This is a genomic window from Flavobacterium sp. (assembly GCF_044339515.1).
Lineage (GTDB): Bacteria > Bacteroidota > Bacteroidia > Flavobacteriales > Flavobacteriaceae > Flavobacterium.
Map to the genome: position 1 here is coordinate 45,348 of NZ_JBIIVK010000014.1, position 16,868 is coordinate 62,215.

At 35.6% G+C, this 16,868-nt stretch carries 12 protein-coding genes and 1 tRNA gene; 7 read left to right on the top strand and 6 right to left on the bottom strand.

Translation table 11 applies throughout. The features are described 5' to 3' along the window. Positions 1-61 precede the first annotated feature (61 nt). Positions 62-135, top strand: a tRNA-Pro gene (locus ACIQ0M_RS05715). 295 nt (positions 136-430) lie between these two features. On the opposite strand, the gene ACIQ0M_RS05720 is transcribed toward ACIQ0M_RS05715, so the two are convergent. Beyond that, positions 431-898 (bottom strand): GNAT family N-acetyltransferase, encoded by a 468-nt coding sequence (locus ACIQ0M_RS05720; protein WP_396150619.1) that lies wholly within the window; start codon positions 896-898, stop codon positions 431-433. A gap of 751 nt (positions 899-1,649) precedes the next feature. Here ACIQ0M_RS05720 and ACIQ0M_RS05725 point away from each other — a divergent pair. Then, a complete protein-coding gene (locus ACIQ0M_RS05725) occupies positions 1,650-1,943 on the top strand; it encodes a hypothetical protein (protein ID WP_396150621.1) in 294 nt (97 codons plus the stop codon). An 11-nt stretch (positions 1,944-1,954) separates the two neighbouring features. Further along, positions 1,955-2,248, top strand: coding sequence for a hypothetical protein (locus ACIQ0M_RS05730; protein WP_396150623.1), 294 nt, complete (start codon positions 1,955-1,957; stop codon positions 2,246-2,248). Positions 2,249-2,308: 60 nt separating this feature from the next. On the opposite strand, the gene ACIQ0M_RS05735 is transcribed toward ACIQ0M_RS05730, so the two are convergent. The 3 genes from ACIQ0M_RS05735 to clpB all read right to left on the bottom strand — a co-directional run bounded on the left by ACIQ0M_RS05735 (position 2,309) and on the right by clpB (position 6,336). Further along, on the bottom strand, positions 2,309-2,725 hold the full coding sequence (locus tag ACIQ0M_RS05735) for an energy transducer TonB (RefSeq protein WP_396150625.1): 417 nt from the start codon (positions 2,723-2,725) through the stop codon (positions 2,309-2,311). Then, positions 2,715-3,425, bottom strand: a complete 711-nt coding sequence (locus tag ACIQ0M_RS05740; RefSeq protein ID WP_396150627.1) for a hypothetical protein — start codon at positions 3,423-3,425, stop codon at positions 2,715-2,717. Before ACIQ0M_RS05740 ends, ACIQ0M_RS05735 begins: the two co-directional genes overlap by 11 nt. 307 nt (positions 3,426-3,732) lie before the next feature. Continuing rightward, positions 3,733-6,336, bottom strand: coding sequence for an ATP-dependent chaperone ClpB (gene clpB, locus ACIQ0M_RS05745; RefSeq protein WP_396150629.1), 2,604 nt, complete (start codon positions 6,334-6,336; stop codon positions 3,733-3,735). Positions 6,337-6,500: 164 nt separating this feature from the next. Here clpB and ytxJ point away from each other — a divergent pair, with 164 nt between their 5' ends. Next, complete coding sequence (ytxJ, locus tag ACIQ0M_RS05750) at positions 6,501-6,890, top strand: bacillithiol system redox-active protein YtxJ (RefSeq protein ID WP_396150631.1); 390 nt, start codon at positions 6,501-6,503, stop codon at positions 6,888-6,890. 237 nt (positions 6,891-7,127) lie between these two features. On the opposite strand, the gene ACIQ0M_RS05755 is transcribed toward ytxJ, so the two are convergent. Then, entirely contained in the window at positions 7,128-8,309 is a 1,182-nt protein-coding gene (locus ACIQ0M_RS05755; RefSeq protein WP_396150633.1) for a hypothetical protein, read from the bottom strand. A 252-nt stretch (positions 8,310-8,561) separates the two neighbouring features. Next, a complete protein-coding gene (fahA, locus tag ACIQ0M_RS05760; RefSeq protein WP_396150635.1) occupies positions 8,562-9,845 on the bottom strand; it encodes a fumarylacetoacetase in 1,284 nt (427 codons plus the stop codon). Between the two features lie 108 nt (positions 9,846-9,953). Here fahA and glyA point away from each other — a divergent pair, with 108 nt between their 5' ends. The 3 genes from glyA to ACIQ0M_RS05775 form a co-directional block, all read left to right on the top strand. Beyond that, positions 9,954-11,228: a serine hydroxymethyltransferase gene (gene glyA, locus ACIQ0M_RS05765; RefSeq protein WP_396150637.1), complete on the top strand. Its 1,275-nt coding sequence runs from the start codon at positions 9,954-9,956 to the stop codon at positions 11,226-11,228. 115 nt (positions 11,229-11,343) lie between these two features. Next, entirely contained in the window at positions 11,344-13,656 is a 2,313-nt protein-coding gene (locus ACIQ0M_RS05770) for a LysM peptidoglycan-binding domain-containing protein (protein WP_396150639.1), read from the top strand. 22 nt (positions 13,657-13,678) lie between these two features. After that, positions 13,679-16,868, top strand: a 3,190-nt coding sequence (locus ACIQ0M_RS05775) for a hypothetical protein (RefSeq protein WP_396150640.1), incomplete at its 3' end; no start/stop codon positions are given.

Consider the following 16,868-nt stretch of genomic DNA (forward strand, 5'->3'; position numbering starts at 1 on the left):
AATTTCTATGCTATAATTTTTGTGATATTATTTTCAAACCCTTACTTTTGCCATCTCTTTTCGGGATGTAGCGCAGCCTGGTAGCGTACTAGCATGGGGTGCTAGGGGTCGCTGGTTCGAATCCAGTCATCCCGACAGTAAAATCTCTTGAGCTCAGCTCAAGGGATTTTTTTACGTCTAAAATTTTTCCAAGCTTGCTTGAGAAAATTTTAGACGTAAAAAAAATTCCAAAACTTTTGCATAAAGTTTTTAGGATTTTACTAGCATCAAAGCCCCATTCTGGATCATGAAATAATCCAGTTATCAGAAAGTAAACCATGAAGCATTTTTCAAAAGTTTTATGGATTTTACTAGCATCAAACCCCCTCTCTGGATCATGAAATAATCCAGTTATATCTAACTCAAAACAATTTCACTTCAATCTAATCTTTCAAAGCTGTTTTTCCATTTTTATATTCGCTCTTTCATAAAGTCCTTTTTCGAGTTCAATTTCAGTGAAACCATACTTTTTATAAAGGTGAATGGCCGATTCTAATTGCGTGTTTGAATATAAAATAATTGTTTTGATGTTTTTTTGTTTTGCTATGGCTAAGCAATGTTCAAGTAGGAGAGTGCCAATTTTGTGTCCTTGTGCTTTTGAAGTAACCGCCATTTTTCCTAATTCAAAAACAGTTTCGTTTTTCTTTAATAAGGAGGCCGTTCCAACAATTTCATCGTTTAGTTTGGCATAAAAAATAAATCCTCCTTTATCAATAATTTGTTCTTTTGGATTGGAAAGTGAAATTCGATCACTTTCTTCCACCCGAAAATACTTTTCCAACCATTCATAATTAAGTATTTTGATGGGTTCGTGTAGTTCTTCTGAAAAATCGATAAGTTCAATTTTATTTTCGGTCATAAAGCTTGATTTTATATTGTGCTCTTAAGTCATATAACTTCGGTGAGAGAATTTTTTTATTTTGAAATGGAATATTTTGGATATTAAATTAATAATTTAATATGAATTTAAAAAACAACAGACTCAATACTAAAGTTATGCAAGCAAAAAAGTTTAGGTAGAAGATTGATTTAGAGTTTTTATATTTTTTGAGTAAACTAATTATAGCTGGAATTATAAGTAAATTTAAAGGAATTGTGAAAAATAATACTATTATTCCGTAGCCAAATGGACCACCTTTTTTTTCAATCATATCACAGGTAATTAGAAAAAAATAAAATATGTTTATCAATAAATTAGATATAGTAATTAATTTATTCATTGTACAGTTTATTTTTCAATAGTAATAACAATTATTTAGTAATGCTAAGATATTAATAAATATTTACTTTATAACTTTTATCTCTTCCTTAGCACTTCACCCGCGTGAGGGATAGCAGCGGAAAGCCCACAGAGAGGAGGCACGACGAACGAGGACTTGCAGCGGATAGCCCGACCCGTAGCTTGCGGAGGGGCACGCCCATTGAAAATTGGTTTAAAAGTTTCAGGTTTCAAGTTCAAAGTTTCACCTTGGTGATTTGGATGGAAAACAGCTTATTTTCTTTAATTTTTAAAAAATAATTAAAAAAACATCAATAAAAGTATTGTTATTTAAAAATTTATGTTAAATTTGATTCCCCTTAAATCTATTATTAACCTAAATTGACTATTTATGGCTACTGTTTACGAATCCATCGAAAACGAGAAAATTTCTTCTCTCGTGTTCCCCAAGTCCGATGTTTTAAGTAGAAACGAAGCAATTCATCAACGACTCTCTGAGTTGAAAATGGCCTTAACATTCGGTAATCTCGATTATTTTAAGATTAAAATTTATTTTGAAGACAATCAGTCTAAGAAGGTAGTGGAAGCAAAAGTTTGCGGTGTCACAAAAAACCGTGTGATTTTGACCCAAGGTATTGGTATTCCGATTAATAGAATATATAGGACGTTTAAGTTTTATAATTAAAAAGACTATTTATGATAGAAACGGCTACCACTTTCTTTGAACCAATAGAGAAAGAAACAATTCATTCCTTGCATTTTCCGCAAGTAGATGTTTTGGAAGATAAACAATTAAAGAGAAGTAGAATTGCCGGACTTTCACGAGCGTTGGCACTCGGCAATTTAGAACACATTAAGACGAAAATTTACTTTGAAGACGATTTGTCTAAACGCGTAGTTGAAACTACCATTTGGGGAATTACGGACGACAAAGTGATTTTGAAACAAGGAACCATCATACCGATAAACAGAATCTATTATTCGCAATAGATCTCTTGTTAGTTTGTTAAGTTGAAACACCAACTGTGCCGGTTGGTGTTTTTTTTGTGCTTAATTAATCGTATAAACGTATTGGCAACGCACTTGCTTTTTGTCTTTAACGGCAGGATACCAAGGTTCGTCAAACTTGGTGAACACTTTAATGGTTTGGGCTTTGTAGTGCTCTGAAACAGAATTTAGTACTTTAATATCTGAGATTGTTCCGTCGATTTCTACAATAAAACTGCACACAATTTTGGGAACCACCGGCTCTTTGATGTCTTGTTTTAGGTTTCGTGCAATGAAACGTTGCATGGCATTTTCGCCATACATTAATTTAGGTTTGATATCGACTTCGCTTTCTAAATATATTCTATCATTAGTTGTGGTACTATTACTATAAGCAGACTTATTAATTTCTTGACAAAATGAAAAGCTTGGTGTCAATGAAAATAAAAGTAAAATAAAAAAAACAATATTAGTCTTCATAAAAAATACTTTTCCAATTATTGGGTTCTAAAAAAAGCATCATAGATTCAGCATTAAACTCACCATTTAGAATAAATGCTTTACTATCTGTATTTACTATCATGAAAGAGCCGCACAATGAATTATTTTTAAAAAACGATAATTTAAGTTCATTATTTTTATCTGTGTAATAATATTCATTTTTAGTATTAGAATTTTTCAAATTAATTCCCTCTTCAAATATTACAAAATATAATATATTTTTAAAATTTTGGTTCAATTTCTCTCGGTACTTATTCGTGAAAACCTTTTTTTTGTTAATTTCTGCTCTATCATAATAGTTTGTTGAATTAGATGAGCACAAATCATCTCTGTATATATATTCAATTAAAATTATAGAACTATCGGATAGTTTTTTTTTAGTTAATATCTCGATCTTATTTAAAAACTTTTTATAATCTAACTGAAAAAAATCATATCTCTTTTCATGAAGACGATGTATATATCCACTATCCTTTTTTATGTATTCCCATGCTGAAACTCCTCGTTCTCTAAATTTCTTATTGTAAATTTCTTCAGATATTTCAACTCCATCAATGTCAAAATAATGTTTTTTTATATTTTTTAAATCATATTTATCACGATTAGGGGTTTTATCAATATTTTGAGAAAAGAGATTCAATGATAAAAAAAAGAAAATAAGAATTTTTGTAATCTTCATTTGATTTTTTTTATCAAAGATAAAAAAAAACACTAACACATTTCTAAATAGGTACTTTTGACTGAGAAACTATTCAATTTATGACATACTAATTTTTTAAGACTTATTTTTGCCACGAATTAACGAATTTTGATATCATATCTTAATTTTATTAGACTAATTACATATACTTTAAATCTAATCAAAACTTCGAAATCTGAGGTGTAAATTTTTTAATGACTTGTATTTAGCCACAGATTCGCTGATTATTTTCTACTATTTTTAAAATTTCAAAGGAAAATCTGTGAATCTGTGGCCAAAAAAATACTTACTTTACTAATTCACTTTGGTTTCTAAAAACCAATTCGTTATTAAAACTGTCAAGCAAAATGATGCTGTCGGTTTTTACGGTGCCACTCAAAATTTCTTTTGATAATTTGTTTAATACTTCGCGTTGAATCACTCGTTTCACCGGTCGGGCTCCAAATTGTGGGTCATAGCCTTTCTTCGCTAAATAATCAATCGCTTCAGGAGTGGCATCCATCGTAATGTTTTGTTGAGCTAACATTTTGGTGACACTTTTTAACTGTAAGCCAACAATTTCTCGAATGTTTGCATTGGATAATGGCGTGAACATTACGATTTCATCAATACGGTTGATAAATTCAGGACGTACGGTTTGTTTTAATAAACCTAATACTTCCACTTTAGCGGCTTCGGTTGCGGCTTCAATCCCACCCGATAGATTTTCAAACTTCTCTTGAATAATATGACTTCCCATATTCGAAGTCATAATGATGATGGTGTTTTTGAAATCGGCTACGCGACCTTTATTATCCGTTAATCTTCCTTCATCTAATACTTGTAATAGTATGTTGAATGTATCAGGATGAGCTTTTTCAATTTCGTCCAACAATACGACAGAATACGGTTTTCGACGCACGGCTTCGGTCAACTGACCGCCCTCATCATAACCCACATATCCCGGAGGAGCACCTACTAATCGGCTCACAGCGTGACGTTCTTGGTATTCGCTCATATCAATTCGTGTCATGGCATTTTCGTCATCAAATAAATATTCAGCTAAGGCTTTCGCTAATTCGGTTTTTCCGACGCCGGTTGTTCCTAAGAAAAGAAATGTTCCGATGGGCTTTTTCATATCTTGCAATCCGGCACGACTTCTGCGAACAGCATCACTAATTGCCTCAATGGCTTCTTCTTGACCAACCACTCTATGGTGCAATTCATCTTCTAATTTTAATAATTTTTCACGTTCACCTTGTAGCATTTTCATCACAGGAACTCCTGTCCATTTTGCTACTACTTCGGCAATATCTTCTCGAGTAACTTCTTCTTTTATTAGGGAAGTTCCGGACTGATTTTCTATTAATTGTGTTTGAAGGATGTCCAAACGTTCTTGAGCTTCTTTGATTTTTCCGTAACGGATTTCGGCAACTTTTCCATAATCGCCATCACGTTCTGCACGTTCGGCTTCTAACTTGAAGTTTTCGATTTCAATTTTTACGTTTTGGATGTTATCCACTACTTCTTTTTCGGATTTCCATTTGGCAAAAATCTCGTTGCGTTCTTCTTTTAAGTTGGCTAATTCCAATCCTAAAATTTTCAGTTTAGCGTCATCATTCTCCCGTTTAATGGCTTCTATTTCGATTTCCAATTGCATTATTTTTCGATCCAAAACATCTAGTTCTTCCGGTTTTGAATTGATTTCCATTCGAAGTTTAGAAGCGGCTTCATCCATTAAATCAATGGCTTTGTCCGGCAAAAATCGGTTGGAAATATAGCGTTGCGATAATTCGACAGCTGCAATAATTGCTTCGTCTTTGATACGTACTTTATGGTGCGTTTCATACTTTTCTTTGATTCCACGTAAAATCGAAATCGCACTTTCCGTATCCGGTTCATCCACCATAATTTTTTGAAAACGTCTTTCTAAAGCTTTATCTTTTTCAAAATATTTTTGGTATTCGTCTAACGTGGTGGCACCAATGGCACGTAATTCGCCACGAGCCAAAGCAGGTTTTAATATGTTGGCGGCATCCATCGCACCTTCGCCACCGCCGGCACCCACTAAGGTGTGAATTTCATCAATGAATAACACTATGTCACCTTCCGCAGCAATAACCTCTTTGACAACTGATTTTAAGCGTTCTTCAAATTCACCTTTGTATTTGGCACCGGCGATTAACGAACCCATATCTAACGAAAAAACGATTTTGTCTTTCAGGTTTTCGGGAACGTCTCCATCTACAATTCGGTGAGCTAAACCTTCGGCAATGGCGGTTTTACCAACACCGGGTTCACCCACTAACATTGGATTATTTTTTGTTCGGCGAGAAAGAATTTGAAGCACTCTACGAATTTCTTCATCACGCCCAATGACTGGGTCGAGTTTGCCATTTTTTGCTAATTCGTTTAGGTTTTTAGCATATTTATTCAATGCGTTATAGGTTTCTTCTGCTGAGGCGGAAGTTACTCGTTCGCCTTTTCTTAATTCAGAAATGGCCGCTTCTAAACCTTTTTCGGTTACACCTTGATCTTTTAAAATCTGAGCAACTTTACTTTTAGATTTGAAAATAGCTAAAAGTAAATGTTCAATCGAAACATATTCATCATTCATTTTTTTGGCAATGATGGAAGCTTCATTCAACATCGTTCCGGATTCACGGGAAAGCATAATTTCGCCCCCGGAAACTTTTGGAAAACTTTGGATTGTACTATCTAAAATCTGAGAAAATAAGTTGACATTCACATTCATTTTTTTCAAAATAAACGGAGCAACGTTTTGATCTACTTCTAAAATTCCTTTAAAAATATGTTCGTTTTCCAGTTGTTGCTGACCAAAACCTTGTGCAATTTGCTGAGCTAGTTGCAAAGCTTCTTGCGATTTAATGGTTAAATTTTTTAAATTCATTTGTAATATTTTTATTTTTTTTGAGTCAAGTAAATACCTATATGTTTGTTACCTTTGTGAGAGAATTGTCAACTATTATTCCAAATCTTAATCTAAGACAAAATGACTGTTTTTTGAATAAAATCATTTCAAAAGCAAGTCAAAATGTCTTATAATACGTCAAAATGAGTTTTTTTACTAATTTATTCGAGAGATCTGAAGAAGTAAAATCATCCAAAGTAGGATGGAGGGTATTAACTGATTTAGGTCAACTTAACGAGATCACTGAATTATCGTATCAACAACCTGTTTTGATTTTTAAGCATAGTACACGATGCAGCATCAGTCGTTTTGCGTTGAAAAACTTTGAAAACGAATATGATTTTTCAATTGAACAATTACAGCCTTATTTTTTAGACTTATTAGAATTCAGAAATATTTCAAACGAAATTGCCAATCGGTTTGATGTCATGCATCAATCACCACAAATTCTTTTGATAAAAGAAGGAAAATGTGTTTATCATGAATCACACGATGGGATTGAGGTGGCGGGTTTGAAGAGAGTTTTGGTTTAGTTCGCAGTAGCAGTCTCAGTTTTCAGAATCCAATTGTAAAATATTTAAACTTATAAAACCTCACCCCAACCCCTCTCCAAAGGAGAGGGGAAACGAGGCGATGATAATAGTGCTATTTTAGCAGTTTTTAATCCGTGGAAATCTACATAGCGAAGCTATCAAAATCCGTGAACATCCGCGTTTTGCAACGCAAATCCGTTCAATCCGTGTTCCATTGAGTTTAGTTTCAAAACAAAATTACCTTCTAATTCTATTTCTACTAATAATATCCTTCAACTTCGCTTTCAAATCCTCACCCGTATCATAAACCATTTGTTCATTGCTCGGAAACGGAACTGCTCTTCTGCCGAAATAAGATGCAAATTGTTCGTCAAATGCACGTCGATCTCCACGAACCGTAGCATAAATATGTTCAAAAATAAATTCACTTGCCAGCGGATACGAATTAATCAACTGATTGTTATTGAAATCAATATAATCCACCTTTGCAGTCACTTGACAGGCTTTGAACTGGGTAAACTGATAAGCAGTTCCTTTCACCGTTATAAATTTATCCACTTTGATAGGATTGCCTAAACTGTCACGAACAATATTTCCATTCGCATCGACCAAGTTTTTTACACCGTCTTTAATTTGTTTTTCTTGTGTAACTTCTTTTTCTCTAATTTGTTCGGGCGAAATATTTATTTCTCTAAAATTCAAAATAATTCCGAAATCATAGGTAATTCCTTGTTGTCTGTTGCTATGGTAAACCGTCCATTTATCGTTTAAACCATACGTACTGAAGTCTAATAAATCATTTTGCAAACGAACCGGAATCATAATATTCGTTTCGTTTTTCGTGTAAACGTGCACAAAATCAGTTCCTTTAAATCGAGCTTCTTCCAACAGACTATTTACATCTTTAAAGCCGGGATTAATTTGATTCAAATGAACTAGATCGTCTACAATAGCTCGGGCCTGAAGTTTATTGGCAGTTTTTAATTCATTTTTAGAACTGGTGTACAAATAATTAGACAAAGCATTTTTGCTGTTGACAATTTCTGTTGAATAATTTTCCATGGGAAAAATAGCATCCCGACCTTCGTTCAATAATTTCAGCGGAAGCAAAGGACGAATCAACTCTTGTCTATTATTCAAATTTATATAAGCATTAAAAATTTTCTCTAAATTGGCGGGATTAGCATCTTGCGACCACGTTTCTATATTTCGTAAATCACGTTCTTTTGCCTTAGCGAAAGCTTCCTCCAACAAATAGACATAGTCTTGTTTTCCTTTTGCATTTTTGTTGCCACGCAAACCTCTTACTGCCGATTCAATTGCACCATCATAATCTCCCGATGTTAATCTGTTGGTCGTTTGCTTCACACCACAAGAAGCCAAAATAAGAGCTAAAAACAAAAAAGTAATTTTTTTCATCAGTTAAATTTTAGCAAATATATTTATTTTTTAAAGCTAATCCGGCTTTCCGTTCCAAGCTTTTTTGTCTAGTTTTTTTTTCTAAGCCAAAAAAGGAGTTTCTGTTAGTCGCTCTTTTCTAGCAAGAAAAAATACTACTAGACTGCAAAAGGCTTTCTACTTCAATCCGGGCTAGAAATCTGTATTAAATGATAGAAAATATAGAAATGAATAAATATAAAAAAACTCCGGTCAAAAAACCGGAGTCAACAATTAATTTCTAACAAAAGCAGGGAGCAATTTACTTGATACTTCTCCAAATCCAATCCTCACTTGGCTATTTTTGCAGTATCCTCTCATGGTAACTGTATCATTATCTTCAATAAATTTACGTTCGGTTCCATTTGATAATTTGATTGGGTTTTTTCCTCCCCAAGTAAGTTCTAACATCGAACCAAAACTCTCAGGAGTTGGTCCCGAAATGGTTCCAGAACCCATCATATCACCTGAATTTACTTTACAGCCGTTTGAAGTATGATGAGCCAATTGTTGTGCCATTGACCAGTACATGTATTTAAAATTTGATTTACTAACCAAATTTGCTTCTCCATTATTAGGTGTCAGGTAAACTTCTAAATTTATATCATATGTATGTTTTCCTTTTTGTTGTAAATAAGGAAGTGGAGCAGGTTCTTGTTTTGGACCTTTTGTTCTAAAGGGTTCCAAGGCATCCATTGTTACAATCCAAGGCGAAATGGATGAGGCAAAATTCTTAGCCAAAAAGGGTCCTAGTGGAACATATTCCCATTTTTGCATATCTCTTGCACTCCAATCATTTAATAGAACCATCCCAAAAATATAATCTTCTGCTTCAGAGACCGGAATGTTTTCACCCATTATATTTGCATCTGTTGTAATAAAAGCGGTTTCTAATTCAAAATCAACTAATCGCGAAGGACCAAAGACGGGCTGAGTATCACCATTTGGTAATGTTTGCCCCATTGGTCGGTGTACCGGAATACCGGATGGAATAATTGTAGAACTTCTTCCATGATAACCCACCGGAATGTGAAGCCAATTCGGCAATAGTGCATTTTCTGGATCACGAAACATTTTTCCAACATTGGTAGCGTGTTCTTTACTGGAATAAAAATCTGTGTAATCGCCAATTAAAACCGGCAATTGCATTTCAACCTCATTAATATTGAAAATAATGATGTTGCGATGCTGATTATTGTCTCTTAGTTTTGGGTTGTTAATGTCAAAAATGTCACCTATTCTATTTCGAACTAATCGCCAAGTTTTTTTTCCGTCAGATATAAAATCATTCAGGGTATCTTGCATAAACATATCATCTGTAAGTTCGATACCTTCAAAATAATTTAATTGTTGCATTGCTCCCAGATCAATCGCATAGTCTCCAATTCTAGTTCCAATTGTTATAATATCATCTTTAGTCAAAAAAACACCAAAAGGAATATTTTGAATTGGAAAGTCACTGTTTCCCGGAACATCTAACCAACATTTTCGGTTAGGATCATTTGTTTTTGCAGGCATTTTTTTTTGAATTTAATGTTGAAAAATTATCAATCAAATATATTATTAACTATTAATTTAACAAACAATTTTCGTAATTTTGAGCTCAATTTAACGAAATATTATCAAATGCAACACGACGAACAAATTTTTGAGCTTATCTTAGATGAGCAAGACAGACAAATTCACGGATTGGAATTGATTGCTTCTGAGAACTTTGTGAGTGATCAGGTGATGGAAGCGGCTGGCTCTGTATTAACCAACAAATATGCTGAAGGCTATCCGGGCAAACGTTATTACGGCGGTTGTGAAGTGGTAGATCAAGTGGAACAGATTGCTATCGACAGAGCAAAAGCTTTGTTTGGAGCTGAGTATGCGAATGTTCAACCGCATTCGGGTTCGCAAGCCAATACAGCTGTATTTTTTGCTTGTTTAAAACCGGGTGACAAAATTTTAGGTTTCGATTTATCACATGGTGGACATTTAACACATGGTTCTCCTGTTAATTTTTCAGGAAGATTATATAATCCTGTTTTTTATGGGGTTGAAAAAGAAACAGGCAGATTGAATTATGATAAAATTCAAGAAATTGCCACCAAAGAAAATCCGAAAATGATTATTGCAGGTGCTTCTGCTTATTCGCGTGATATGGATTTTAAACGTTTTAGAGAAATTGCCGATAGCGTTGGAGCTATTTTGCTAGCCGATATTTCACATCCTGCCGGTTTGATTGCCAAAGGTTTGTTGAATGATCCTGTTCCTTATTGTCATATTATTACAACTACTACGCACAAAACCCTTCGTGGACCTCGTGGCGGAATGATTTTGATGGGTAAAGATTTTGAAAATCCATTCGGAATTAAAACCCCTAAGGGAGAAACCAGAATGATGTCTTCTTTGCTGGATGCCGCTGTATTTCCCGGAAATCAAGGCGGACCTTTAGAACACATTATTGCAGCAAAAGCAGTTGCATTTGGCGAAGCTTTATCAGACGAATTTTTCAGGTACGCATTGCAAGTTCAAAAGAATGCAAAAGCCATGGCGGAAGCATTTGTAAAAAGAGGCTATGATATCATTTCAGGTGGAACGGATAACCACATGATGCTTATTGATTTACGCAACAAAAATATCACCGGTAAAGAAGCGGAAAATGCATTAGTAAAAGCCGAAATTACTGTGAATAAAAATATGGTTCCTTTTGATGATAAATCCCCCTTTGTTACTTCCGGAATACGAGTCGGTACACCGGCTATTACAACAAGAGGATTGATGGAAGACGATATGGAGACAGTAGTTGAATTCATTGACCGGGTTATTCAAAATCATACTAATGAAAAAATCATTGAAGAAGTTGCTAACGAAGTAAATGATTTTATGGGCGAGAGAGCCATTTTTGTGTATTAAAAAATTGTTAATAACAATCTTAATAACAACCTTCAGGAGTACTCAACTTCTGAAGGTTTTTTTTTAAATTTATACATTAAAAGTAAGTTTTTGTTTACTATTGCAAAATCAACAAATGAACAAACATATTTTACTGTTTTTAATGGTGTTTCAATTGAATTTTTTTTGTGGGTTCGCACAGGAAAATTCTTCTAAACATACCGTAATTAAAGGCGAAACAGTATCTTCCATTGCCAGAAAATACAAAGTAACACCAAACGATTTATATCAATTGAATCCTGATATTTATGATGGAATTAAAGAAGGTCAAGTGCTCACCATACCCAATTCTGTTGTAAAAAGTCAGCCTAAAGATTCTAAACCGATGAACATTTCAAATACGAACGCTGATGGAATTATTTATCACGATGTGAAATTTGGGGAAACTAAGTTTGGACTTTCAAGAAGATTTAGTATTTCCATTGGTGAATTGGAAAGACAAAATCCACACATTATCAAAATGCTTCAAGCTGGTCATCAACTTGAAATTAGAGGAGGAGTAGATACTAATCCCTCAAAAACACAAAATAAGACATCAAATTTTACTTCTACAGAATTTATAAGTTATGAAGTACTTCCTGGAGAAACATTATATGGGATTTCAAGAAGATATGGTCTGACAGTTGATGATTTGATGGAAGAAAATTCATTGTCAGGAATTTTACAAATCGGCCAAATCTTGCGAATTCCGGTAAAAGGTAGTCAGAATGAAAACAATCAAAATGGTCAATTTCATCTAGTACAAGACGGAGAAACTAAATATGGTTTATCAAAAAAATATGGGGTAACTATTGATGAATTAGAGCAAAGAAACCCTCAAATTGTAAGAATGCTTCAAACCGGACAACGAATTGTTATACCGGGAAGCACTTCTTCAAGTTTAGTTCAGAAAACAGAAGCAAAACAAGAAACGAAAGTTGAACAAACTCCTATAAATGAAGAAATTAAATCGGAGCCTAAAATTACTGAAACTCCAACCAAAATTGATAAGATTGAAGAAGAAGTAGCGGTTTCAGAGCCTCAAAATGAAGAGAAATCGGATTCTACAACAGCTGAAAATAAATCAGTTAAATCTGAATCTGAAAAAAGTAATTGGATTGATTATGAAATTCAACCAAAAGAGACATTATTTGGTTTATCAAAAATGGCTGGGGTGTCGCAAGATAAATTATTGGAAGTAAATCCAATTCTAAATGAAGGGGTAAAATCTGGAATAATTATAAAAATGCCCTCTGATAAAGTTTCAGAATATAAAAAACCTGAGACAACGATTTCTGAGGCAAATACCAGTTCTGTAATTGAAAAGAAAATTGAAGCAGTTGGACTTCTTAAAACAATCAATAAAATTGAAAAAAAGGAAATTACATTTCTGACATCCTTTTCTAATGAAAAATATTTGAGTTTTATTCAAAATCCAATCTCGGAGGCTACAAAAGAAATTGAGTTTTATGCAGGAGCTAATTTCGCAATAGATTCTCTCAAAAAAATGGGTGTGATGGTAGAATTGAAAAATCTTCAAATTGAAATTAGTAAAGACGGAAAAGCAGAAATTTCTTCGCTCAAGAAAAATAATATTGATCAATCAAAAGCAGTATTTTATCAATCAGAAGATGTAAATACTGAAAAAATTAGTGAATTTACTTCTAAAAACGGAATTCCATTTGTGGTTACAAATTATGAAGATAGTGCACAAAAATCAGCTACAACATTTGTTAGTATACCGTCTAAAAATGACTTAGCATTGATGGTTTTAAAATACATTTCCGATAAGAATGGAAATTTAGTGGTGGTAAGTGATGCGGTTAGTGCATTATATGAAGATTTTATTTTACAAAACTATCCTAAAGCAAGGTTCGTTAAAATTTCGGGGAAAGATGTATTACAAGACGAGACATTAACGAAAGAGCTCATCTTAAACAGAAAAAATTTCGTTTTGCTCAACACCGATAAAATTGGACTAATTTTGAATACTACTACAGTTTTGTTGAAACATTCTAAAGAATATACTATCCAATTGGCCTTATTAGAACCCAAAGAATCAATTCAAAAAGAGGGTTTTTCGGAAATGCGATTGAAGGCTTTAAACACTATTTATCCTTCTTATTCCAGTCGAAATAATTTGAATGATGTTAATAAGTTCAAAGTAGATTTTAAAAAGAAGTACAATTTTGGAGCTACTGATGAAGTTTTGAAAGGCTTTGATGTAACTTTTGATGCTTTAGTTCGATTGTTTCAAGACAAAAGTTTTGAGGCATTGGCAAAAGATGAGATTTCGGAACAGTTAAGTTTTAAATTTCACTATTTTAAAGATTTAAATGGAGGATATACAAACAAAGGGGGGTATATTCTTCAATTTGATACAGATTCCAACACAAAAATTGCAAATTAAATTACAATAAACTCAATCATTTATGGGTTATTTTTACAATATATTTATTCCTTATCCCTTAAAAAAATTAGTAAGTTCTAAATTATTACTGATTTTTTTATTGTTATCAGGAAGTTCAGTTATTGCTCAATGTCCAACCGTCGCTAATTTAAGTCAATCGTTTTGTGATATTCAATCGCCTACAATTGCTAGTTTGCAGGCAACGAGTAATGGTGGAGGAGTTGCTTGGTTTGCTACTGAAACTTCTACAGTTCCACTTGCTTCCGGTTTAGGCTTAGTGAATGGCGAAGATTATTATGCAGATAATAGTTCTGGCGATTGTGGCACAAGAATTAGGGTAGTTGTAACAATTTATTCAGCTCCAACTGGACAAAATTTCCAAGGAGTTTGTGTCGATTTTCCCAGCCAGGCAACGATTGCGAGTTTAATTGCTATTGGAAATAATGTGCAATGGTATAATGTCCCAAGCGGTGGTTCTCCCTTGGCTCAAAGCACTATTTTAATTCCTAATACAATTTATTATGCCAGTCAAACCAATCCCGATACAGGTTGTCAATCATCCAGACTATCGGTTTTTGTTAGTATTGGAGTTGTTCCTGTTCCTAATGGAGATGCTATTCAATCTTTTTGTCAAGATTTTTCTAATCCTCCAACTGTAGCAGATTTAAATGCTAGTGGTAACAATAATTGGTATTTGACAAGTTCTTCTGCATTGCCACTAGAGTTGGATACTCCTTTAATTGATGGTCAAACTTATTATGCTACAACTGTTGATCCTCCATGCGAAAGTGATGAAAGATTAGAAGTATTAGTTTCAATTCAACCACAAAATAATGCCGGTTCAAACGGTTCTGTTTCATTTTGTGAGGATGATTTAGCTTCAACTAATTTTGTTGATTTGTTTAACTTTTTAGGTGGAACTCCTTTTAATACAGGAGTTTGGACAGGACCTTTTTCTACTTCCAATGGGAATTTAGGTATGCTGGATTTATCACAGTTATCATTGTCAGGAAGTCCTTATATTTTTACATATACTGTAAATTCTTCAACTGAATGTCCACCGGCCTCTGCTACAGTAACGATAACCATAAACCCAATCCCAAACGCGGGAACCGATGGAAATACTACAGTTTGTGAAAACGACCCAAGTTTTGACTTATTCACGCTTTTAGGCAACTCACCCGAGACGGGCGGAACTTGGTCACCGGCATTAGCCAGTGGCACGGGAGTTTTCGACCCAAGTCAAGATGCGGCAGGCACGTATACCTACACCATTACAGACACACCACCCTGTGCAGACAGTACGGCGAGTGTAACAGTAACAGTTAATCCAATACCTAATCCGGGAACAACAGGAATAGCTGAATTTTGTGCCAACTCACCGGCGGATGATTTATTCAATTATTTAGGAGGCACACCTGATGCAGGGGGAACATGGTCACCGGCATTAGCCAGTGGAACAGGCGTATTTGACCCGACTCAAGACACAGCAGGTGTATATACGTATACCGTAAATGGCATAGCACCTTGTACCCCACAAAGCACAACTGTCACAGTAACGATTAATCCAATCCCCAACGCAGGAACCGATGGAAGTACTATTTTATGTGAGACAAGTGCAAGTATAGATTTATTCACCCTTTTGGGTAACTCACCGGAAACGGGCGGAACCTGGTCGCCTGCGTTAGCCAGTGGCACGGGAGTTTTCGACCCAAGTCAAGATGCGGCAGGCACGTATACCTACACCATTACAGGCACACCACCATGTGCAGACAGTACAGCGAGTGTAACAGTAACGGTTAATCCAATACCTAATCCGGGAACAACAGGAATAGCTGAATTTTGTGCCAACTCACCGGCGGATGATTTATTCAATTATTTAGGAGGCACACCTGATGCAGGGGGAACATGGTCACCGGCATTAGCCAGTGGAACAGGCGTATTTGACCCGACTCAAGACACAGCAGGTGTATATACGTATACCGTAAATGGCATAGCACCTTGTACCCCACAAAGCACAACTGTCACAGTAACGATTAATCCAATCCCCAACGCAGGAACCGATGGAAGTACTATTTTATGTGAGACAAGTGCAAGTATAGATTTATTCACCCTTTTGGGTAACTCACCGGAAACGGGCGGAACCTGGTCGCCTGCGTTAGCCAGTGGCACGGGAGTTTTCGACCCAAGTCAAGATGCGGCAGGCACGTATACCTACACCATTACAGGCACACCACCATGTGCAGACAGTACAGCGAGTGTAACAGTAACGGTTAATCCAATACCTAATCCGGGAACAACAGGAATAGCTGAATTTTGTGCCAACTCACCGGCGGATGATTTATTCAATTATTTAGGAGGCACACCTGATGCAGGGGGAACATGGTCACCGGCATTAGCCAGTGGAACAGGTGTATTTGACCCTGCTCAAGATACAGCAGGTGTATACACGTATACCGTAAATGGCATAGCACCTTGTACACCACAAAGCACAACTGTCACAGTAACGATTAATCCAATCCCCAACGCGGGAAGTAATGGAAGTACTATTTTATGTGAGACAAGTGCAAGTATAGATTTATTCACACTTTTGGGCAACTCACCCGAGACGGGCGGAACCTGGTCACCGGCATTGGCGAGTGGCACGGGAGTTTTCGACCCAAGTCAAGATGCGGCAGGCACGTATACGTATACCATAACGGGCACACCACCCTGTGCAGACAGTACGGCGAGTGTAACAGTAACAGTCAATCCCATCCCCAATCCGGGTCAAGCAGGTACAGCTGAATTTTGTGCGAACTCACCGGCAGATGATTTATTCAATTATTTAGGCGGTACTCCTGATGCAGGAGGAACCTGGTCACCACCGCTAGCGAGTGGAACGGGCGTATTTGACCCGACTCAAGACACAGCAGGCGTATATACGTATACCGTAAGTGGCATAGCACCTTGTACCCCACAAAGCACCACAGTAACAGTAACGATTAACCCAATTCCCAACGCAGGTACAAACGGAAATACTACAGTTTGTGAAACAAGTCCAAGTGTTGACTTATTCACGCTTTTAGGCAACTCACCGGAAACAGGCGGAACCTGGTCACCGGCATTGGCGAGTGGCACGGGAGTTTTCGACCCAAGTCAAGATGCGGCAGGCACGTATACGTATACCATAACGGGCACACCACCCTGTGCAGACAGTACGGCGAGTGTAA